Origin of the sequence: Tessaracoccus lacteus (genome assembly GCF_029917005.1) — a bacterium.
Taxonomy (GTDB): domain Bacteria; phylum Actinomycetota; class Actinomycetes; order Propionibacteriales; family Propionibacteriaceae; genus Arachnia; species Arachnia lactea.
The window spans coordinates 1,113,457-1,132,733 of the sequence record NZ_CP123967.1; the positions used below are offsets into that span (position 1 = coordinate 1,113,457).

Here is a 19,277-nt window from a genome sequence, read left to right on the forward strand (position 1 = left end):
CATCCTCCCCATCGGGGTAGCCTCGTCGGGTGCAGATCGACATCACGGACGCATCCGACCCCCGACTGGTCGACTTCGTCGGCCTGCGCGACGCGCAGCTGCGCCGGGGCGAGGAGCGCTTCATCGCCGAGGGGCTCAAGATCATCGAGCGCGCGTTCGCGGCCGGCTGCCGCCCGCGCTCGCTGCTGCTGCAGCCCCGCTGGCTGGCCGACCTCGAGCCCCTGCTGGAGCGGTTCCCGGACGTGCCCGTCTACGTCGCCACGGAGAAGCTGATCGAGAAGGTCAGCGGGTTCCACGTGCACCGCGGCGCGCTCGGGTCGTTCGACCGTCCGGCCGAGGCCGACTGGGGCCAGCTGCTCAGGGCCCGTCGCCTCATCGTGTGCGAGGAGGTCGTCGACCACGCCAACACCGGCGCCATCATCCGCGTCGCCGCGGGCCTCGGGTGGGACGGCGTGCTCGTCTCGGCCGGGGGAGCGGACCCGCTCTACCGCCGAGCGATCAAATCGTCGATGGGGGCCTCGCTGGAGCTGCCCTGGCGGCGCCTCGACGGCGACGCCGACCTCGCCCGACTGAAGGAGGCCGGCTTCCGGCTGGTCGCCTCGACGCTGTCTCCGCGCGCCGTCCCTCTGGGGGACTACCAGGCGCCGGAGAAGCTGGCGCTGCTGCTCGGCACCGAGGGCAGCGGGCTGAGCGACGCGTGGCTCGAGGCAGCCGACGACCACGTCACCATCCCGATGACGGAACTGGTCGACTCGCTGAACGTTGCCACCGCCGCGTCGATCTTCGCCTACGCGCTGCGCTGACGGGCCCGGTTCCTGAGCTTGTTCGCGGTTCCCTGAGCTTGTCCTCGGTTCCCTGAGCTTGTCCTCGGTTCCCTGAGCTTGTCCTCGGTTCCCTGAGCTTGTCCCGGTTCCCTGAGCTTGTCCCGGTTCCCTGAGCTTGTCGAAGGGCGTCGAGCGGAGCGAGACGGGGAAGGTGGTCCGGTTGGGGCCCTTCGCTTCGCTCAGGGCGTTTCGACAAGCTCAACGACCCGGGTTGGCGTTTCGACAGGCATGTGCTGAGCTTGTCGAAGTGCTCAACGAACCGGGTGGGCGTTTCGACAGGCATGTGCTGAGCTTGTCGAAGTGCTCAACGATCCGGTTGCGGTTCCCTGAGCTTGTCCCGGTTCCCTGAGCTTGTCGAAGGGCGCCGAGCGGAGCGAGGCGAATCCCTGGCGTCAGCTGCGTCCCTTCGCTGCGCTCAGGGCGTTTCGACAGGCATGTGCTGAGCTTGTCGAAGTGCTCAACGATCCGGTTGCAGTTTCCTGAGCTTGTCCCGGTTCCCTGAGCTTGTCGAAGTGCTCAACGATCCGGTTGCAGTTTCCTGAGCTTGTCCCGGTTCCCTGAGCTTGTCGAAGGGCGCCGAGCGGAGCGAGGCGAATCCCTGGCGTCAGCTGCGTCCCTTCGCTGCGCTCAGGGCGTTTCGACAAGCTCAACGACCCGGGCTGCCTGAGCTGGTCTGGTTCCCTGAGCCTGTCTCTTTCGGTTCCCTGAGCCTGTCTCCTTCGGTTCCCTGAGCCTGTCGAAGGGCGCCGAGCGGAGCGAGGCGGTAACCGGGTGCGGAGCGAGGTGGTGGTCGGGTGGGGCTGGTCGGGTTTGGCTCTTCCCTGACGTGCTCCGCCAGCGCCCCTCCTGCCGCTGTTCCGTGCACAACGATGCCTATATGAGGAGCGCTGCGATATATGAACAGCGCTGGGAGCTGGGGCATTGTTATGCACGGGGGCTGCGTGCCGGTGCGTCGGCGGGGACCCTTCGCTGCGCTCAGGGCGTTCGACAGGCTTGTGCTGAGCTTGTCGAAGTGCTCAACGATCCGGTTGCGGTTCCCTGAGCTTGTCGAAGGGCGCCGAGCGGAGCGAGACGGGAAGGTGGTCCGGTTGGGACCCTTCGCTTCGCTCAGGGCGTTTCGACAAGCTCAACGACCCGGGTTGGCGTTTCGACAGGCATGTGCTGAGCTTGTCGAAGTGCTCAACGATCCGGTTGCGGTTCCCTGAGCTTGATGCTCCTATGTGGTGTCAAGCGGTTGTGAGCCATTCTCTGTAGCGGGTGGTGAGGGTGTCGTTGCGCAGTGTTCCGCGTTCGATGCCGGAGATGCGGGCTGGCCAGACGCCGAGTGCGTGGCCGGCTTGGGTGGTGGTGAGGCCTTTGGCGTGGCGGAGGGGTCTGAGGTCGTTGATGGGTGGGACCACGGGTGGGGTCCAGATCGCGGTGATGATCAGGTGGGAGATGTAGCGCTTGAGGCAGCGGGTCGCTTCGCGGCGGGTTTTGCCTTCTGCTTGTTTCTTCGCGAGGTAGGCGATCGTGTCAGGATCGATGCGGGCTCTGGCCAGGGCGATGGTGTGTAGGGCCCGGTTCGCGCGTCGGTCTCCGCCGCGGTTGAGGCGCATCCGGTGGGTTTTGCCGGAGGAGGCGGGGATCGGGGCGACGCCGCAGAGTTTCGCGAACGCTGCCTTCGAGTGGATCCGGGTCGGGTCGTCGCCGACGGTGACCAGCAGTTGGGCGGCGGAGATCACCCCGACCCCGACGAGATCGAGGACGCCGGGTGCTGTCTGGGCGACCAGGGTCTGCAGCTGGGGGTTGAGGAGGTTGATCTCGTCGTCGAGGTCACGGATCCGTCGCGCCAGGGACCGCAGCGCGGTCATGGTGGAGGACTGGTCGACGGGGCCGTGGGGTCGGCAGGCGGCCAGCTTCGCGTGGAGGGCCTTCCCAGTGAGTCGGCGGTAGGTGTCGCGGACCTGGTCCGGGGCGGTCACGAGCAGGCTTTTGAGTTGGACGATGGCCTGGGTGCGGGCCTTGACCGCGGACTCCCGCGCCGTCAGGAGGACCCGGATCGCTTCAACATTGCCGGTGCCGGGTTTCGGCAGGGGGAGGGTCTCGCCGGTCAGGAGGGTGCGGGCGGCCAGGATCGCGTCCAACGGGTCGGTCTTGCCATGGAGTCTGCGGGCGGCGCGTTTCGGGCGGATCACCTCACGCACTGCGATCCCGGCCCGGGTCAGGAACCGGGACAGGCCCGCCCCATACGACGAGGTTCCCTCGACCCCGACCAGTGCGACCGTCCCGAACGAAGTGACGAAGTCCAGCAGCTGGCGGTACCCGGTGAGACTGGTCTCGATCTCCAGGTCGCCGAGGAGTGCCCCGGTGGTGTGGTCGAGGACCGCGACGTGGTGGGTGGCGAGATGGGTATCGACTCCCGCTACCACTGTGGATGGATGGGTTGGCATCATGTGAGGTGTCGCCTTTCAAGGGGGGTGACACCTGCTCGGGGACCAGGCAGTCAGGACGCTGACGGCGGCTTGCCAATCAAGCCCCAGGCTCCTATCAAGACATGCCACGGGTCCCCGGGCAGGACTCCGAGAATGTGTCCCCGCCCCGGGCGGAGTGGACAGATCAAACCCAAGACACGAAGTCAGTCGAAGGGAGAGCCACACCCCGCCGAGACGAGGACCTAACAAGTATCAGCGTCGAAGGGCGCCGAGCGGAGCGAGACGGGAAGGTGGTCCGGTTGGGACCCTTCGCTTCGCTCAGGGCGTTTCGACAAGCTCAACGACCCGGGTTGGCGTTTCGACAGGCATGTGCTGAGCTTGTCGAAGTGCTCAACGATCCGGTTGCGGTTCCCTGAGCTTGTCGAAGGGCGCCGAGCGGAGCGAGACGGGAAGGTGGTCCGGTTGGGACCCTTCGCTTCGCTCAGGGCGTTTCGACAAGCTCAACGACCCGGGTTGGCGTTTCGACAGGCATGTGCTGAGCTTGTCGAAGTGCTCAACGATCCGGTTGCGGTTCCCTGAGCTTGTCGAAGGGCGTCGAGCGGAGCGAGACGGGGAGGTGGTCCGGTTGGGGCCCTTCGCTGCGCTCAGGGCGTTTCGGCAGGCTCAACGAACCGGGTGGCTCAACGACCCGGGTCAGCGGTAGCCGTCCCACAGCGGCGACGGGAAGAGGACGCGCTCATACCGGGCCCACTCGTCAACCAGGTCGATGGGGGGCTCGCGGAACGAGCGGATCTGCATCCCGTCCATGGCCGCGATCGCCATCTCGACCAGGCCGCGCTGGTCCTCCCAGGGGCCGACCGCCTCGGGCAGCCGCCACCGCGTGCCGGAGTACAGCCCCCACACGGCGTCCGGGCGGTTGCGGAAGTAGTCGTGGGCCGGGTGCTCCGGGGAGGCGGCCTCGACGCCCAGCACCATGTAGAGCCGCATCAGCTGAGGGTGCTCCGCATTGTGGGCCACCAGGTAGCGCAGGTAGCCGGGCAGTGAGGCGCCGTCGGGGTGCGTCGCGGCCGGGTCGCCGGTCGCGATGTAGTCTTCGGGGTCGAAGCGGCGGTCGTAGCCCTCCTCTACCAGCAGCCGCAGCAGGCCGTCCTTGGAGCCCACGTAGTGCAGCAGTCCCGGCTGCGTCAGGTCCACCGCGTCCGCGACGTCCTGCAGCGACACGCCGTAGAAGCCCCGCTCGCCGACCAGCCGCACGGCGGCGTCAACGATCTGGCGGCGCCGGACCTCAGGCGTCAGGCGGACGCGTCTGCGGGGGGTCGTCTGGCTCGGCACGTCACCCAACGTACCGCGCCTCGCGCGGCCGGACGGGCCTTGACATCGACGGGGGACAGGTTTAGTCCTTCACCGGCCGCATCGTCGGCGCCTACGCGCGCACCGGCGTCGTCGACGTTGAGCGCATCGACTACCGGGGGCAGGACGTCGACCGCTGGTCGGCGGACACGGAAACGGCCGGGGTCAGGACTCGATGATCGCCAGGTCCCAGGCTCCGACGGTCAGGGCCTTGCCCTCCGCGAGCTCGACGCCGTCCAGCACCGAGCGGCCGGCGACGGGGGAGCCGATCGTCACGGTGGAGCCGGAGTAGTTCAGCAGGTAGGTGACGTCGCGGCCGCGGCCGTTGGTCCCGCGCCGGACGGTGACCGTCCCCGCCAGGTCCTGCGGCCAGGACCACAACCCGGCCTCACGCAGCACCAGCTCGAGGACGCCCCGCAGCACCTCCTGCGATGTCACGGTCGCCACATACGTGGCGGTGCCGTCGCCGAACCGGTTTCGCGTGACCGCGGCGTAGTCGGACCACGCCGGGTGGTCGTAACCGGCCAGGACGTCGGCGCCTCGCGGCACGAGCAGCTCCAGCAGCCTCCCGGCGGCCGGATCGGCGCCGTCGACCAGCGGCGCGAGCGCCTCGCCCGGCGCCAGCAGCGCGCCGTCGGGCCTGGTGAACTGGTTGTACGTCATGCCGAAGACGTCGGTCAGCGCGTGCGGCGCCCGGTCGTGCCAGACCTTGACGTGCTCGTCGGCCACGGCCGTGCGGAGCGTCGAGATCAGGTGGCCGCCGCGCTCGACGAAGGCCCGCAGCGACGCCAGCGTGTTCTCCGACGCCGTGTACAGCGCCGGGGTCAGCAGCACGTCGTACGCCGTGAGATCCGCGTCGACGGGGACGAAGTCCACCTCGACGTTCAGGTCGAACAGCGCGTCGTAGACCCAGCGGAGCACGTCGTTGTACGTCGCCGACGGCCCCGCGAGCTCCGGGAAGCCCGTTTCGAGCGTGAACCACTTCAGCGCAGTGAGGGCCTCGTTGCTCACCATCACTGCGACGCGGTTGGCCTTGCGCAGGTGCAGCAGCGAGGGCGAGTGCGCGGCCCACTCGCGCCCGACGACGGCGGCCTCGTCGTAGGTGGGGTTGGGCTCGAAGTCGTGAGACAGCAGCCCCTTCCAGTACGTCTCGAAGGAGTTGTGCAGCGAGTGCCAGTGCCAGTACATGACGCCGTCGGCGCCGCTGGCGAGGTGGCTGTAGGCCTGCAGCCGCAGCTGGCCGGGGTAGGGGAGCCAGCCCATCTGGCCCTGGGCCTGGGTCTCGAGCACGAGGTAGTTCGCGCCGCCCTTGATCGAGCGCGCCATGTCGCCGCCGAACGCGATCTCGCGCCCGGTCAGCTGCGACTGTGTCGGGTGGTAGATGTCGACGCCCGCCAGGTCGACCGTGCGGGCGGCCGTGAAGTGGTCCGCCGCGGGCTGCAGCCCGTAGGACCAGCCCGGCGCCCAGTCGAAGTCGAAGTTCTGCGTGACGAACTGCTCCTCGCGCGTGTACTCGCGCACGATGCCGGCCTGCCAGCCGAGGAAGTTGTCGACCAGCGAGCGGCGGAACTCGTCCCAGGCGGCGCCGAGCGAGCCGTTGATCGTGCCGCGCACGTCCGGGAAGTCCTCCCAGGCGTCGATGCGGTTGGACCAGTAGGCCAGGCCGAACGCGTCGTTCATGGCCGCGAGGTCCCCGCCGAAGCGGTCCTTCAGGTGCTTGACGAAGACGCGCTGCGCCCCGACCGAGGCGGTGTCGTAGTACTTGGTCTCGTTGTCGACCTGGAAGCCGATGATCGCGGGATGGCCTGCGACGTGGCTCAGCAGCGTGCGCATGGCCCGCTCGGCGTGGAACAGGTACGCCGGCGACGTGATGTCCATGATCTGGCGGGCGCCGTAGCGGGCCTCGCCGCGGGACGTCTCGGCCAGCACCTCGGGGTGCGAGGCGACGAGCCAGGCCGGCACCGCGTACGTCGGGGTGCCGACGATGACCTTCATCCCGGCCGCGGACATGGTCTCCAGCGCCTTGTCGACGTGGCTGAGGTCGAAGACCCCGGGCTGCGGCTCGAGCGAGCTCCAGGTGGACTCCGCGATGCGCACGACGTTCAGCCCGGCGTCGCGCATCATCTCGGCGTCGGTCTCGACCCTGTCGTAGGGCAGGTACTCCTCGTAGTAGGCCGCCCCGTACAGCAGGTAGTCGTTCGTCGCACGGTTCGTCGTCACGGCGCTCTCTCTTGTCAGCTCGCCCTCGTTGGCGATGAGGGCGAGCTTACCAAGTAAGCGCTAGATAAGCGATGGTGGAGGCGACGGGACCGCAGTGTCGGACGCCTCAGCGGCGCTGCGGGCCCTTCGGGGTGGGCTCGGCCTGCGGCTCGGTCGAGCCGGGAGGCGTGGCGGCCTTCGCCTTCGGGGAGACGGGCCAGTCGTCCGGGTAGCGCCAGGCCAGCTCCTCGACTTGGCTGTCGAGCTTGCGTCGGGAGCGCGCCGAGAGTCGGTCGCCGAAGACGGTGCCGTTCAGGTGGTCGGTCTCGTGCTGGAGGCAGCGGGCGAGCAGCCCGGTGCCCTCGATCGTGATGTCGTTGCCGAAGGCGTCCTGGCCGGTGCAGGTCGACAGGTCGGGGCGAGGAACGCTCTGGTAGCCGCCGGGCCACGACAGGCAGCCCTCCTCCGACGGGTCGAGGTTGCGGTCCTTGCCCTCGGGGAGAGTGACCACCGGGTTGCAGACCACGCCGCGGCGGATGCGGTCGTCGCCGTCGGGGCACTCGTAGATGAACACGGCCAGCCCGACGCCGACCTGCGTCGCCGCCAGTCCGACGCCCTCGGCGGCGCGCATGGTCGCGAACATGTCGCGCACCAGCGTGTGCAGTTCCTCGCCGAACTCGGTCACGGGCTCGGTCTGCTGGTGCATCACGGGGGTGCCCCACCGTGTGATGGGCAGGATCCTGCCGCCCTTGGTCAGATCCGGCTGCGTGCTCATGCGGCGTCCTCCTGCTGGTCTACAACAGTGGTCAAGTATGCCGCACTGCGTGGCGGTGGCCCCGCTCACGGTGGGTCCGGGCCAGACTGGGCGGCATGGACCTCGCGCCCGGCTGGGACGCCCTGATCGACGAGTACCGCTCCCATCTGACGGCCGAGCGGGGACTGTCCGTGCACACCGTGCGCGCCTACACCTCCGACCTCACCGAGCTCGCCGCGCAGGTGGCGGTGCCGCCGTCGGCTGTCACCCTGGCCGGCCTGCGCGGCTGGCTTGCCGCGATGGCCGACGCCGAGGCCGCGCCCGCGACCGTGCAGCGTCGCGTCGCGTGCGTGCGGGGGTTCTTCGCCTGGGCAGCCCGAGAGGGATATGTGGCGGCTGACCCGGCGGCACGCCTGAAGGCGCCGAAGCGGGGCAGGCGCCTGCCGAAGGTGCTGTCCGCCGACACCATGGCCGAGGTGCTCGACGGCGCCGAGGTTCGCGCGGCGGAGGAGGGCAGTGCGATCACGGTGCGCGACGCCGCCCTGCTGGAGATCCTCTACTCGAGCGGGCTCCGCGTCTCCGAACTGGTGGGGCTGCGGCTGCGCGACGTCGACCGCGAGCGGCGCGCCGTCACCGTCCTCGGCAAGGGCGGCAAGGAGCGCACCGTCCCGCTCGGCACGCCGGCGCTGGCCGCGTTGGACGCCTGGCTGGCGAGGCGACCGGAGCTCGCCGGGCCGGCCAGCCCCGACACGGTCTTCCTGGGCGAGCGCGGCGGCGCCCTCGACCCGCGGGTGGCCCGCCGCGTCGTGCACGCCGCCACGGGGCCGGGGGAGGGGGTCGGCCCGCACGCCCTGCGACACGCCATGGCGACGCACCTCGTGGAGGGCGGCGCGGACCTGCGCAGCGTCCAGGAGATGCTCGGCCACGCGTCGGTGGCCACCACCCAGATCTACACGCATGTCACCTCCGAGCGGCTCAACCAGGCCTACCGACAGGCGCATCCCCGGGCCTGAGCGTCACAGCGTGAGGGGGTCGATCAGCTGCCCGTCCCGCCACGCCATCCAGTGCAGGTGGCACCCCGTCGACAGGCCCGTCGTCCCAACGCTGCCGAGCCGTTCCCCGGCCCCGACCCGTTGCCCGACCTGCACCTCGATGCCGGGGAGGTGGTTGTACGCGGTCACCAGCCCGGACCCGTGGTCGACGAACACCCGCCACCCGTAGGCGGAGCTCCAGAGCGTCCGCGTCACCGTCCCCGCCCACGGCGCCGCGACCGCCGTCCCGCAGGCCGCGGCGATGTCGGAGCCGTCGTGGAGTGAGGTCACGCCCGTGATCGGATGCACCCGCATCCCGAACCGGGAGGTGATCCGCCCCTGCACGGGCAGCCGGTCCGGCGAGGAGCGCGCGGGCCCGATGGTCCGGGGCGTCGGAGGCGAGGCCCCGAGGGGGAGGAGCGCGACGACCGGCGCGTCGAGGTAGCCGAGCGGGTCCGCGTAGTCCGCCCCGTCCGTCAGCCCCCAGTGCAGGCAGGCCCGCGGGCAGTGCCCGGCCAGCAGCGTGCCGATGACCTCGCCCGCCGCGACCACCGTCCCTGCCGATACCGCGGCCCGCACGGGCTGATAGGTCGTGCGCCAGCCGTTGCCATGGTCCACCGAGACCGTGGCTGTCCCGGCTACGGTACCCGCGAAGGACACGGTGCCCGCGGCGCCCGCGGCCACGCTCTGGCCGACCTCGCCGGCCAGGTCGACTCCCCGATGCCCCGCCGCGTAGCGGCCCACGTCGTCGAAGGCTCGCAGCACCTCGCCCTCCACCGGACGGGTCAGGCTGAGGCCCTCTGCCTGGGCCGGGCGAGGGCCGGACAGGAGCGCGAGGACGGTGATGAGGAGCAGCAGGAGGCGTCGCATATGACAGTGATGACCGACCCGGCCCGTCGCGCGTCGAGGAGCGTGCCGCCTGTGGACAGGGCAGGGCACCCGCGTTTGTCGCCCGCGAGGTCGCGGGCGTAAGATGGGCGGTCGCAACCCGCACGGGTTGACAACGCATGCGCTGCACGGGAGACCGTCGGCCGTCGCAGGGTCCCGCAATGGCGGGTGCGGCGGACGGGCGCATCAGGCAAGAACCTACGAAAGGAACGGCCATGGCCGTCGTCACCACGCGTCAGCTGCTCGAGAGCGGCGTCCACTTCGGGCACCAGACCCGTCGCTGGAACCCCAAGATGAAGCGATTCATCTTCACCGAGCGCAACGGCATCTACATCATCGACCTGCAGCTGTCGCTGACCTACATCGACAAGGCGTACAAGTTCGTCAAGAGCACCGTCGCCCGCGGCGGACAGGTCCTGTTCGTCGGCACGAAGAAGCAGGCCCAGGAGGCCATCGCCGAGCAGGCCACCCGCGTCGGCATGCCCTACGTCAACCAGCGTTGGCTCGGCGGCATGCTCACCAACTTCCACACCGTCACGAAGCGGATCCAGCGCCTGAAGGAGCTCGAGGCCCTCGACTCCGACACCGCTGCCTCCAGCGGCCTGACGAAGAAGGAGCTCCTGCAGCTCGACCGCGAGCGCACCAAGCTCGACAAGACTCTCGGCGGCATCCGCGACATGGCCAAGACCCCGCAGGCCGTGTGGATCGTCGACACCAAGAAGGAGCACCTCGCCGTTGACGAGGCCCGCAAGCTGAACATCCCGGTCGTCGGCATCCTCGACACCAACTGCGACCCCGACGAGGTCGACTACGCCGTTCCGGGCAACGACGACGCGATCCGCTCCGTCGCCCTGCTGACCCGCATCATCGCCGACGCCGTCGCCGAGGGCCTCATCGAGCGCTCCGCCGGCAAGTCCGGTGACGAGGCTCAGGCCGAGCCCATGCCCGACTGGGAGCGCGAGCTCCTTGGCGCGGACCAGGCTCCCGCCGCCGAGGTCGCCGAGGAGGCCACCGACGCCCAGGCCGCCGAGCTGACCGAGGCCGTCGAGGCTCCCGCTGCCGAGGCGCCCGCCGCCGAGGCCACCGAAGCCAACTGATCTCCACACTCGAGAAGACGGGAAGAACCGACACATGGCAATCACTGCCGCTGATGTGAAGAAGCTCCGCGACGCCACCGGCGCGGGCATGATGGACGCCAAGAACGCCCTCGTCGAGGCCGACGGCGACTTCGAGAAGGCCGTTGAGGGCCTGCGTATCTCGGGTCTCGCCAAGGCCGCGAAGCGCGCTGACCGCGAGGCCACCAACGGCATCGTCGCGGGCCGCGACGGCGTCCTGATCCAGTTCGCCGCTGAGACCGACTTCGTCGCGAAGAACGCCGAGTTCGTCGGCCTCGCCGACCAGATCGTCGACGCGGTCGCCGCCGCCGGCGCGTCCGACATCGACGCCGCCAACGACGCCACCCTCGCCTCCGGCGAGAAGGTCATCGACGCCGTCAAGCACCTCGGCGCGAAGATCGGCGAGAACCTCTCGCTGGCCGCCGTCGCCAACTTCGGCCCCAACTCGCACCTCTACCTCCACCGCCGCGCCGCGGACCTGCCCCCGCAGGTCGGCGTGATGGTCGAGTTCGAGGGCGACGAGGACCTGGTCCACTCCACCGCGCTGCACATCGCCGCGATGTCCCCGCGCTGGGTGAACCGTGAGGACGTCCCGGCCGACCTCGTCGAGAACGAGCGTCGCATCGCCGAGGCCACCGCCCGCGAGGAGGGCAAGCCCGAGAAGGCTCTCGCCCGCATCGTCGAGGGTCGCGTGGGCGGCTTCTTCAAGGACGTCGTGCTCGTCGACCAGGCCGCGGTCTGGGAGGACAAGAAGACGGTCGGCGACGCGCTCAACGACGGCTCCACCAAGGTGGTGCGTTTCGTTCGCTTCGCCATCGGTGAGTGAGCGTCGCCCACCCCAAGTGAAGTAGAGTTACGTGCGCCGTGGCCTTCGGGCCGCGGCGCACGTGCCATGTCTGACCACAACCGAAGTTCAGGAGTACTGGTGGCCTACCAGCGAGTGTTGTTGAAGCTGTCCGGCGAGGAGTTCGGGGGTGGCAAGCTCGGCGTCGACCCGCTGGTCGTCGCCGCCATCGCCAAGGAGATCGCCGACGTGGTGCGGTCGGGCACCCAGGTCGCGGTCGTCGTGGGCGGGGGCAACTACTTCCGCGGAGCCGAGCTGTCGACCAACGGCATGGCCCGCGACCGCGCCGATTACATGGGCATGCTCGGCACCGTGATGAACTCCATCGCGCTGCAGGACTTCTGCGAGAAGGAGGGCATCGAGACCCGCGTGCAGTCGGCCATCAGCATGGCGCAGGTCGCCGAGCCCTACATCCCGCGACGCGCCGAGCGCCACATGGAGAAGGGCCGCCTCGTCATCTTCGGCGCCGGCTCCGGCATGCCGTACTTCTCCACCGACACCGTCGCCGCCCAGCGCGCGCTCGAGATCGGGGCCGAGGTGCTGCTGATGGGCAAGCGCGGCGCCGACGGCGTGTACAACAAGGACCCGAACGTCCACGACGACGCGGTCAAGTTCGACTCCCTGACCTACGACCAGTTCCTCGCCGCCAACCTCAAGGTCGCCGACGCGACGGCCATCTCGCTGGCCCGCGACAACGACCTGCGCATGGTTTTCTTCAATCTTTCCGTGCCCGGCAACATCGCCCGCGCGGTCGCCGGTGAGCCCATCGGCACCATCCTCACCCGCTGACCTGACGGTCGAAACCCAAGGAGATCTCATGATCGACACCATCTCGAAGGACGCGGCTGCCAAGATGCAGCAGGCGGTCGACTACGCCCGCGAGGACATGGCCACCATCCGCACCGGCCGCGCCCACCCCGCGATGTTCAACAAGCTCACCGCCGACTATTACGGCGCCCCGACCCCGATCCAGCAGCTTGCCAGCTTCACGTCACCCGACCCGCGCTCGCTGCTGATCACCCCCTTCGACCGTTCCGCCATCGGCGCGATCGAGAAGGCCATCCGTGACGCCGACCTCGGCGTGAACCCGAGCAACGACGGCAACGCCGTGCGCATCGTGATGCCGCAGCTGACCCAGGAGCGCCGCAAGGAGTACATCAAGATGGCCAAGGGCAAGGCCGAGGACGCGAAGATCGCCGTCCGCAACGCCCGCCGCGGCGCCATCGACGCGCTGAAGAAGGCCCAGAAGGAGGGCGAGATCAGCGAGGATGACCTCACCCGCGCCGAGAAGGCGCTCGACGCCTCCACCAAGAAGTACGTCGAGAGCGTCGACGAGGTCCTCAAGAACAAGGAAGCCGAGCTCACCGAGATCTGAGATGACCGATTCACCGACGCACACCACCACGTCGAAGGCCGGCCGGGACCTCCCGGCGGCCATCGGCGTGGGCGTCGGTATCTTCCTGGCCGTCGCCGTCGGCCTGCTGTGGGCGCCGTGGTTCTTCGTGGCCGTCGTCGCGCTGGGCCTGTGCCTTGCTTCGATCGAGATCCACCGGGCCCTGCTGCGGAAGGGGATGAAGGCCGAGGTCGTGCCCATCGCCATCGGCACCGCGGCATCGGTGCTCGGCGGGTACTTCTTCTCGCGCTGGGACATCGGCATCGTCCCGATCGCCTGGGTGGTGATATGCCTTGCGGCCACCCTGTTGGCCTCGCTCGTCGCGCGCCTGTTCCGCGGTGCCGAGGGTTTCATCCGCGATGTCAGCGCCAGCGCTTTCATCATCGCCTACATCCCCATGCTCGGCGTGTTCATGCCCCTGCTGATGACGCCCGACGACGGGCGGCTCAGGATGCTCGCCGTGATCTGCTGCGTCATCGCCTCCGACACGGGTGCCTTCGCCGTCGGCGTCCTGACCGGGCGCCACAAGATGGCCCCCGCCATCAGCCCGAGCAAGACCTGGGAGGGCTTCGGGGGCGGGGTCGCCGTCTCGGCGATCGTCGGCGCCCTGATGGGCGTGTTCCTGCTCGGCACCTCGTGGTGGGCCGGCCTGGCCCTCGGTATCCTCTGCAGCCTCGCGGGCACGGTCGGCGACCTCGTCGAGTCGCTCATCAAGCGCGACGCGGGCATCAAGGACATGTCGAACTTCCTGCCGGGACACGGCGGCGTGATGGACCGCCTGGACTCGATGCTGGTGGCCGTCCCCGTCGGCTGGCTGGTGCTCTACCTGGCGCTCGGGGGCTGACCGGGCTCGGCGATGCGGCCATCCGGGGGCTCCTCGCGTACAATGGCTTGTCGCCGTTCGGCGGAACCTCCCGAAGAGAGCCTGAGTTTTTCATGACCGGCACCATGCTGCCCATCGTCTTCGACCCGCCCATGCGCGGTAAGCCGCCGCGCCACTGGTTCGACCTCACGCACGACGAGCGCGTCGACGCCACCGTCCGCCTCGGGCTCCCGAAGTTCCGCGCAGACCAGATCTCCCGCCACGTCTTCGACCGACTCGAGGACGACGCCACCCGCTTCACCGACATCCCGGCCGCGATCCGCGGCGAGCTCGGCGAGCAGCTCTTCCCCGAGCTCCTCGAGAGAGTGACCCAGCGCGCCACCGACGACGGCCGCACGGTCAAGACGCTGTGGAAGCTGTTCGACGGCTCGCTGCTCGAGTCGGTCCTGATGCGCTACACGCACCGCACCACGCTCTGCATCTCCTCGCAGGCGGGCTGCGGCATGGCATGCCCGTTCTGCGCCACCGGCCAGGGCGGCCTCAAGCGCAACCTGTCGCAGGCCGAGATCGTCGCCCAGGTGCTCAAGGCGGACCAGCAGCTGGCCGCCGGCGCCGTGCCGGGCACCACCGGTCGTCTCAACAACATCGTGTTCATGGGCATGGGGGAGCCGCTCGCCAACTATCGTCAGGTGCTCGGCTCCATCCGAACGTTCCTGGAGCCCGGGCCCAACGGGTTCGGCATGAGCGCGCGCGGCATCACGGTCTCCACGGTCGGCCTGGTGCCCCGCATCCAGCAGCTCACCGAGGAGGGGCTGCCGCTCACTCTCGCCGTGTCGCTGCACGCCCCCGATGACGAACTCCGCGACGAGATCGTGCCGATCAACAACCGCTACAAGGTCGACGAGGTCGTCGACGCCGCGTGGGAGTACGCGAAGGCGACCAAGCGCCGGGTCTCGATCGAGTACGCCATGATGCGCGACATCAACGACCAGGTCGAGCGGGCAGAGCTCCTCGCCCAGGTGCTCAAGCGCCGCGGCGACTGGGGCTGGGTGCACGTCAACCTCATCCCGCTGAACCCCACCCCCGGGTCGCGCTGGACGGCGTCGCGCAAGGCCGACGAGAAGGCGTTCATCGAGACGCTCGAGCGCCGCGGCGTGCCCGTGACCCTGCGCGACACGCGCGGCCAGGACATCGACGGCGCCTGCGGCCAGCTGGCGGCCAAGAACACCCCGGAGCCACAGCCGGCCGCCTGATCGACACCCCGCCGTCGCGTCGGTGCGGCACCGGAGTATGGTTCAAACCAATATGAACCAATTGACCTCCGATCATGAGTCCCGGCGCGCGGCCGAGCGCATCCGGCTGCGCGTGGCCGGCCTGGCCCCGGGTACCCGACTGCCTCCCGAGCGCGAGCTCGCCGACCAGCTCGGCGTGACCCGGACCCTGCTGCGTCACGTGCTCACCGAGCTCGCCGACGAGGGTCTCGTCACCCGCCGCCAGGGCGCGGGCACGTTCGTGTCCCAGGCGCCCGCCACCGTCGCCTCCGGCCTGTCGCAGGAGCTGTCCCGGCACGGTCTCACCTCAACGGTGCGCCTGCTCTCCGTGGACCGGGCACCCGCACCCGCAGGGGGACCGCTGGCCGGAGAGGTCACCGTGCTCCGGCGGGCCAGGGACGTCGCGGGGACGACGGTGTCCTACGAGACCTCGCTGATCTCCGGGGACGTCGACCTCGACGTCGCGGCTGTCGCCCACGGGTCGCTCTACGCCCAGCTGGCGCGACTGGGGCTCGCCCCCGTCGTCGCCCGCGAGCAGCTGACGGGCGTCGTCGCCGACGACGAGGCGGCCGCCGTCCTCGGGTGCAGGACCGGAGCCCCGCTCCTGCGCGTGCGCCGGATCGGCAGCGCCGCCTCCGGGCGGATTGTCGAGGACGTCGTCACCCTGCTGCGCGGCGACCGCTTCCTGCTCGCCACGGCCGCCGACGGCCAGGGCGGCCTCGCGTCCATGCTCACCTACACCCATCCACATCAGGACTGACATGACCACTGCCACCACCCGCCGACCCGTCGCCCCCGCCGTGCGCATCGCCCGCGTCGCGATCCTCATCGCGCTCAGCGCCGTCGGGGCGCTGATTAAGATCCCGAGCCCCGTCGGCACCGTCGCGTTCGACGCGGCCCCGGCGTTCGTCGCTGCTTTCGCGTTCACCATGCCCGAGGCGGCGCTCGTCGCGTTCCTCGGTCACCTGTTCACCGCCGCCACGAGCGGGTTCCCCCTGACGGTGCCGGTGCACCTGATCGTGGCGGCGATGATGGTCGTCGCAGTCCTCGCCGGCGGCTGGCTCGCGAGCCGCGTCAATCTGTGGCTCGGCGTGGTCGTGGCGGTCGTCGTCAACGCCGTCGTGGCGCCGCTGGTGCTCGTCCCGATGTTCGGCTGGGGCTTCTTCATCGGATCGCTGGTGGCGCTGCTGGTCGGCGCTGTCGCCAACGTCGCCGTCGGCGTGATCGTCGCCCGGGCACTAGCGGCGGCGGGGCTCGCGGAGACGCCGACGAAGTGACCCTGGTCGAGGGCCTCACTGTCGACTTCGACGACGCCCGCGCGCTGGATGACGTGACCGTCGATCTGGCCGCGGGCGGGTCGGTGGTCGTCCTGGGCGCCGCCGGTGCCGGCAAGAGCACGCTCGCGCGGGCCGTCGTGGGGCTGATCCCTGACCTGACACCCGCCGCCGTCACCGGTCGCGTGGACCGGCCCGACGTCGTGGGCTTCGTCCCGCAGGACGCGGCCGCGGCGCTCATTGAGCCGCGCGTCGGCGACGACGTCGGCTACGGGCTGCCCGAGGAGCGATCGGCGCTCAGGGTGCCCGCGGCGCTCGCCAGGGTGGGGCTGTCGGGATTCGAGAACCGTCTGACAGGCGAGCTCAGCGGGGGACAGGTGCAGCGCGTCGCGATCGCGGGGGCGCTCGCTCGGGACGCCGACCTGGTCGTGCTCGACGACCCCACCTCCGAGCTGGACGCCGAGGGGCGTCGCTCGGTCCTCGACGCGCTGGCCGGCGTCACGTCGCTCGTCACGACGCAGGATCCGGTGGTCGCGGCGGCAGCCGACCGCGTGATCGTCCTGGCCGGCGGCCGCGTCGCCTATGACGGGACGCCCGAGCGCCTGTACGCCGACGCGGACCGGTGCCGGGGCCTCGGCCTGCGGGTCCCCGCTGTCGGCGGCCTGCGGGAGCGCCTGAGGCTGGCCCCGGCGGAGGCTCCGGGCGACGTCGTCGCGCGCGTGGCCGGGCTCGACTTCACCTACCCGAACGGAGTCCGGGCGCTGTCCGGTGCCGACCTGACCGTCTCCCGCGGCGAGGTCGTCGCGCTCCGCGGGGCCAACGGGTCCGGCAAGTCCACGCTGGCCCGCTGCCTGGCCGACCTGCTGCCCGCGGGCGACGAGGTCCACGTCGAGGGCCGCGTGGCCATGGTCTTCCAGGATCCCGACGCGCAGCTGTTCGCCTCGACCGTGCGGGAGGAGGTCGGCTACGCCGCCCGCTGTCAGGGAGCCACACCCGCCGAGGGCGGCGCGCGCGTGGACCGGGCGCTGGCCGGGCTCGGGCTGACCGGCGAGGCCGACCTGCACCCCATGCGCCTCTCCCGATCCGCACGACAGCTGGTGGCCGTCGCCTCGGCGCTCGCGGCCCGGCCGGACCTGCTGATCCTCGACGAGCCGACCGCAGGCCTGGACGCCGCCTCCTTCGACGCGGTCGCCCGTGCGATCGCCGACGCGGCCGCCGGGGGAACGGCGGTGCTGCTCGTGACCCACGACGACGAGCTCGCCTCGCTGGCGACCCGCGTCGTCACCCTGACCGCGCCCGCGACATCAGCCCGGGAGCCCGCGAGGGCGACGGTCGAGGCCACTCCCGTGCGACGTCCCTGGGACCCGCGGCTGGTGGCCGCGACGCTGACCGTGGTCGTCGTCGCGCTGGCGCTGCTGAGCTCGTGGCAGGCGCTCGGGGCGATGCTGGTGGCCGGGTTGGTAGCCCTCCTACTGACCGGTTCGGGGTTGGCGAGGCTGCGCTCGGCGCTGCTGCCGGTCCTTCCGCTCGTCGCCATGATCGGCGTCTTCGGCTACCTGCTGCCTCCGACCTTCGCGGCCGACCCGCTCGCCTACGCCGCGTCGCTGGTGCTGAGGCTGCTGGCCATGCTCACCTGGACGCTGTGGGCGCTGGCCCGGTTCGACGCGGAGCGGGCGATCGCGCTGGCCCGCGCGTCCCGGCTGCCGACGCACCTGGTGCTCGTGGTCACGATCGCCGTGCGCTTCATCCCGACGCTGACCGCACGCCTCGATCAGATCCGCCAGGCGCAGCGCTCGCGCGGCGCCCGATTGGACGGCGGCCCGGTGCAGCGGGCCAGGTCGCTGCTCAGCGTCCTGATCCCGCTGTTCGTCGGCGCGATCCGCACGTCGAACGACCTCGCCGCGGCGCTGGTCGTCCGCGGCGTGGCGCCGGGCCGCAGGGACGACGAGCGCTAGACCCAGCTGTGGTCGCCGTCGGCGTCCTCCACGCGGCGCCATGGGACGGCCTCGCCGCCCCGGTCGGTGAGGTCGGTGAGCCAGTAGGTGGCGTCCGGGTTCCACCCCGCGATCAGGCTGCAGGCGGGATCACCCGGCACGGCCCCCTCGACGGGGATCGCACGCCCGGCCGCGGACAGGTACCCGGCGTAGCTCAGGTGGACCGCGTCGTAGTGCTCGGCGACGGCGGCCCAGTCCGGCACCAGCCAGCGACCTGCCCAGCCCGGCTCGCGGAAGCCGCCCGTGGCGCGGTACCAGTCGTGGCGACGCAGGGCGGTGACCTCGAGTGGGTGCGCGCGGCAGAGCGACGCCCAGTCCTCCGCGCCGTCGATCTCGAATACCCGCGCCCCGGAGGGCACGGCGACACGCCGCGCCGTGGCCCGGTCCCATCCGAGGGCGTCCTCGACGAACCAGAGCCCCGACGGGGTGCCGTCGAACAGTTCCCCGCAGGTGACGGGCAGCCCGTGCGGGGGAGTCGACCACCACTCGCCGCTCCAGTTCGCGGCCGGGTCCGTCGGGCGCTCGCGCCTGGCCACGGCCTCCTCCTCCGAGACCGCGTCGCGCCACGTCCCCAGCACCGCGACAGCCGGGCAGGGCGGCGGATCCTGCGCCTCCTGCCAGTTCAGGATCACCTGCCGCCCGGGCTCGAAGCCCCCGGCCAGCCAGGCGGACGCGGGCGCGGCGCACAGCCGGTCCGCAACGCGTCGGAGGGCCTCCCGTACGGCCGGGTCCGCGCACAGCAGGTCGTCGCCGTCCGGCCCCTGCCAGTACATGGCCGCGTCGACGGAGCTGGCCAGGCACGACCTCAGCAGCTCGGGGGTGGGGGTCGGCAGGGGTGAGGTCGCCAGCGCGGCGGCGACGTCCGCCGGCGTGGCCGACGGGATCTCCTCCGGGTCCACGGGCGGCCACCCGAATCGGGTGATGGACCGGCCGGCCAGCTTCGCCAGTCGATAGCTGGCGTCGAAGGCGGCGGAGTCGAGCGGGTGCCTGTCCGCGACGTCAGCCTCCCTCCCGAACTCCTGGGCGAAGTCGAGCAGCATTCTGCGGCCGCGAGGGCCGGCGAGCAGCTGGTCGGCGGAGATCCCACGGCGGGTGGTCGTCAT

General features: G+C 70.7%; 17 protein-coding genes. 11 read left to right on the plus strand and 6 right to left on the minus strand.

Annotated elements, in window-relative coordinates:
- Positions 1-29 precede the first annotated feature (29 nt).
- A complete protein-coding gene (locus tag QH948_RS05030) occupies positions 30-803 on the plus strand; it encodes a TrmH family RNA methyltransferase (RefSeq protein ID WP_281145775.1) in 774 nt (257 codons plus the stop codon).
- 1,247 nt (positions 804-2,050) lie between these two features.
- On the opposite strand, the gene QH948_RS05035 is transcribed toward QH948_RS05030, so the two are convergent.
- From QH948_RS05035 to def, 4 genes are all read right to left on the minus strand, one after another.
- Positions 2,051-3,259, minus strand: a complete 1,209-nt coding sequence (locus QH948_RS05035; protein ID WP_281143793.1) for an IS110 family RNA-guided transposase — start codon at positions 3,257-3,259, stop codon at positions 2,051-2,053.
- A 672-nt stretch (positions 3,260-3,931) separates the two neighbouring features.
- Positions 3,932-4,570, minus strand: a complete 639-nt coding sequence (locus QH948_RS05040; protein ID WP_281145776.1) for a TetR/AcrR family transcriptional regulator — start codon at positions 4,568-4,570, stop codon at positions 3,932-3,934.
- A 183-nt stretch (positions 4,571-4,753) separates the two neighbouring features.
- Positions 4,754-6,808, minus strand: a complete 2,055-nt coding sequence (locus QH948_RS05045; RefSeq protein ID WP_281145777.1) for a beta-galactosidase — start codon at positions 6,806-6,808, stop codon at positions 4,754-4,756.
- A gap of 106 nt (positions 6,809-6,914) precedes the next feature.
- Positions 6,915-7,562, minus strand: a complete 648-nt coding sequence (def, locus tag QH948_RS05050) for a peptide deformylase (RefSeq protein ID WP_281145778.1) — start codon at positions 7,560-7,562, stop codon at positions 6,915-6,917.
- Positions 7,563-7,657: 95 nt separating this feature from the next.
- Here def and QH948_RS05055 point away from each other — a divergent pair, with 95 nt between their 5' ends.
- Positions 7,658-8,554, plus strand: coding sequence for a tyrosine recombinase XerC (locus QH948_RS05055; protein WP_281145779.1), 897 nt, complete (start codon positions 7,658-7,660; stop codon positions 8,552-8,554).
- Positions 8,555-8,557: 3 nt separating this feature from the next.
- On the opposite strand, the gene QH948_RS05060 is transcribed toward QH948_RS05055, so the two are convergent.
- The gene (locus QH948_RS05060) at positions 8,558-9,442 is read right to left on the minus strand and encodes a peptidoglycan DD-metalloendopeptidase family protein (RefSeq protein WP_281145780.1); all 885 of its coding nucleotides are present in this window, start codon (positions 9,440-9,442) and stop codon (positions 8,558-8,560) included.
- Positions 9,443-9,675: 233 nt separating this feature from the next.
- Between QH948_RS05060 and rpsB the strand changes: the two genes are divergently transcribed.
- From rpsB to QH948_RS05105, 9 genes are all read left to right on the plus strand, one after another.
- The gene (rpsB, locus tag QH948_RS05065; RefSeq protein ID WP_281145781.1) at positions 9,676-10,557 is read left to right on the plus strand and encodes a 30S ribosomal protein S2; all 882 of its coding nucleotides are present in this window, start codon (positions 9,676-9,678) and stop codon (positions 10,555-10,557) included.
- Between the two features lie 34 nt (positions 10,558-10,591).
- Positions 10,592-11,401, plus strand: coding sequence for a translation elongation factor Ts (gene tsf, locus QH948_RS05070; RefSeq protein WP_281145782.1), 810 nt, complete (start codon positions 10,592-10,594; stop codon positions 11,399-11,401).
- A gap of 66 nt (positions 11,402-11,467) precedes the next feature.
- A complete protein-coding gene (gene pyrH, locus QH948_RS05075) occupies positions 11,468-12,208 on the plus strand; it encodes a UMP kinase (RefSeq protein ID WP_219080352.1) in 741 nt (246 codons plus the stop codon).
- A 31-nt stretch (positions 12,209-12,239) separates the two neighbouring features.
- Positions 12,240-12,794, plus strand: a complete 555-nt coding sequence (gene frr / locus QH948_RS05080; protein ID WP_281146143.1) for a ribosome recycling factor — start codon at positions 12,240-12,242, stop codon at positions 12,792-12,794.
- A gap of 1 nt (position 12,795) precedes the next feature.
- Positions 12,796-13,656: a phosphatidate cytidylyltransferase gene (locus QH948_RS05085; RefSeq protein ID WP_281145783.1), complete on the plus strand. Its 861-nt coding sequence runs from the start codon at positions 12,796-12,798 to the stop codon at positions 13,654-13,656.
- Between the two features lie 92 nt (positions 13,657-13,748).
- Positions 13,749-14,888 carry a dual-specificity RNA methyltransferase RlmN gene (rlmN, locus tag QH948_RS05090; RefSeq protein WP_219080347.1) on the plus strand — a complete coding sequence of 380 codons (1,140 nt, stop codon included), beginning with the start codon at positions 13,749-13,751 and terminating at the stop codon, positions 14,886-14,888.
- Positions 14,889-14,940: 52 nt separating this feature from the next.
- Positions 14,941-15,666: a GntR family transcriptional regulator gene (locus QH948_RS05095; RefSeq protein ID WP_281145784.1), complete on the plus strand. Its 726-nt coding sequence runs from the start codon at positions 14,941-14,943 to the stop codon at positions 15,664-15,666.
- 1 nt (position 15,667) lies between these two features.
- The gene (locus QH948_RS05100) at positions 15,668-16,183 is read left to right on the plus strand and encodes an ECF transporter S component (RefSeq protein WP_281145785.1); all 516 of its coding nucleotides are present in this window, start codon (positions 15,668-15,670) and stop codon (positions 16,181-16,183) included.
- Positions 16,180-18,135, plus strand: a complete 1,956-nt coding sequence (locus QH948_RS05105) for an ATP-binding cassette domain-containing protein (protein ID WP_281145786.1) — start codon at positions 16,180-16,182, stop codon at positions 18,133-18,135. The genes QH948_RS05100 and QH948_RS05105 overlap by 4 nt, the downstream gene beginning before the upstream one ends.
- Here the strand turns inward: QH948_RS05105 and QH948_RS05110 are convergent.
- The gene (locus QH948_RS05110; RefSeq protein ID WP_281145787.1) at positions 18,132-19,277 is read right to left on the minus strand and encodes a hypothetical protein; all 1,146 of its coding nucleotides are present in this window, start codon (positions 19,275-19,277) and stop codon (positions 18,132-18,134) included. The two genes, QH948_RS05105 and QH948_RS05110, sit on opposite strands and share 4 nt — an antisense overlap.

Bases quoted from the DNA above. Each gene is read 5' to 3' on its own strand.
- rpsB (WP_281145781.1), top strand. From the start codon at position 9,676: ATGGCCGTCGTCACCACGCGTCAGCTGCTCGAGAGCGGCGTCCACTTC.
- rlmN (WP_219080347.1), top strand. From the start codon at position 13,749: ATGACCGGCACCATGCTGCCCATCGTCTTCGACCCGCCCATGCGCGGT.
- QH948_RS05085 (WP_281145783.1), top strand. From the start codon at position 12,796: ATGACCGATTCACCGACGCACACCACCACGTCGAAGGCCGGCCGGGAC.
- QH948_RS05095 (WP_281145784.1), top strand. From the start codon at position 14,941: ATGAACCAATTGACCTCCGATCATGAGTCCCGGCGCGCGGCCGAGCGC.
- tsf (WP_281145782.1), top strand. From the start codon at position 10,592: ATGGCAATCACTGCCGCTGATGTGAAGAAGCTCCGCGACGCCACCGGC.
- pyrH (WP_219080352.1), top strand. From the start codon at position 11,468: ATGTCTGACCACAACCGAAGTTCAGGAGTACTGGTGGCCTACCAGCGA.
- QH948_RS05055 (WP_281145779.1), top strand. From the start codon at position 7,658: ATGGACCTCGCGCCCGGCTGGGACGCCCTGATCGACGAGTACCGCTCC.
- QH948_RS05110 (WP_281145787.1), bottom strand. From the start codon at position 19,277: ATGACGACCACCCGCCGTGGGATCTCCGCCGACCAGCTGCTCGCCGGC.
- def (WP_281145778.1), bottom strand. From the start codon at position 7,562: ATGAGCACGCAGCCGGATCTGACCAAGGGCGGCAGGATCCTGCCCATC.
- QH948_RS05060 (WP_281145780.1), bottom strand. From the start codon at position 9,442: ATGCGACGCCTCCTGCTGCTCCTCATCACCGTCCTCGCGCTCCTGTCC.
- QH948_RS05100 (WP_281145785.1), top strand. From the start codon at position 15,668: ATGACCACTGCCACCACCCGCCGACCCGTCGCCCCCGCCGTGCGCATC.
- QH948_RS05035 (WP_281143793.1), bottom strand. From the start codon at position 3,259: ATGATGCCAACCCATCCATCCACAGTGGTAGCGGGAGTCGATACCCAT.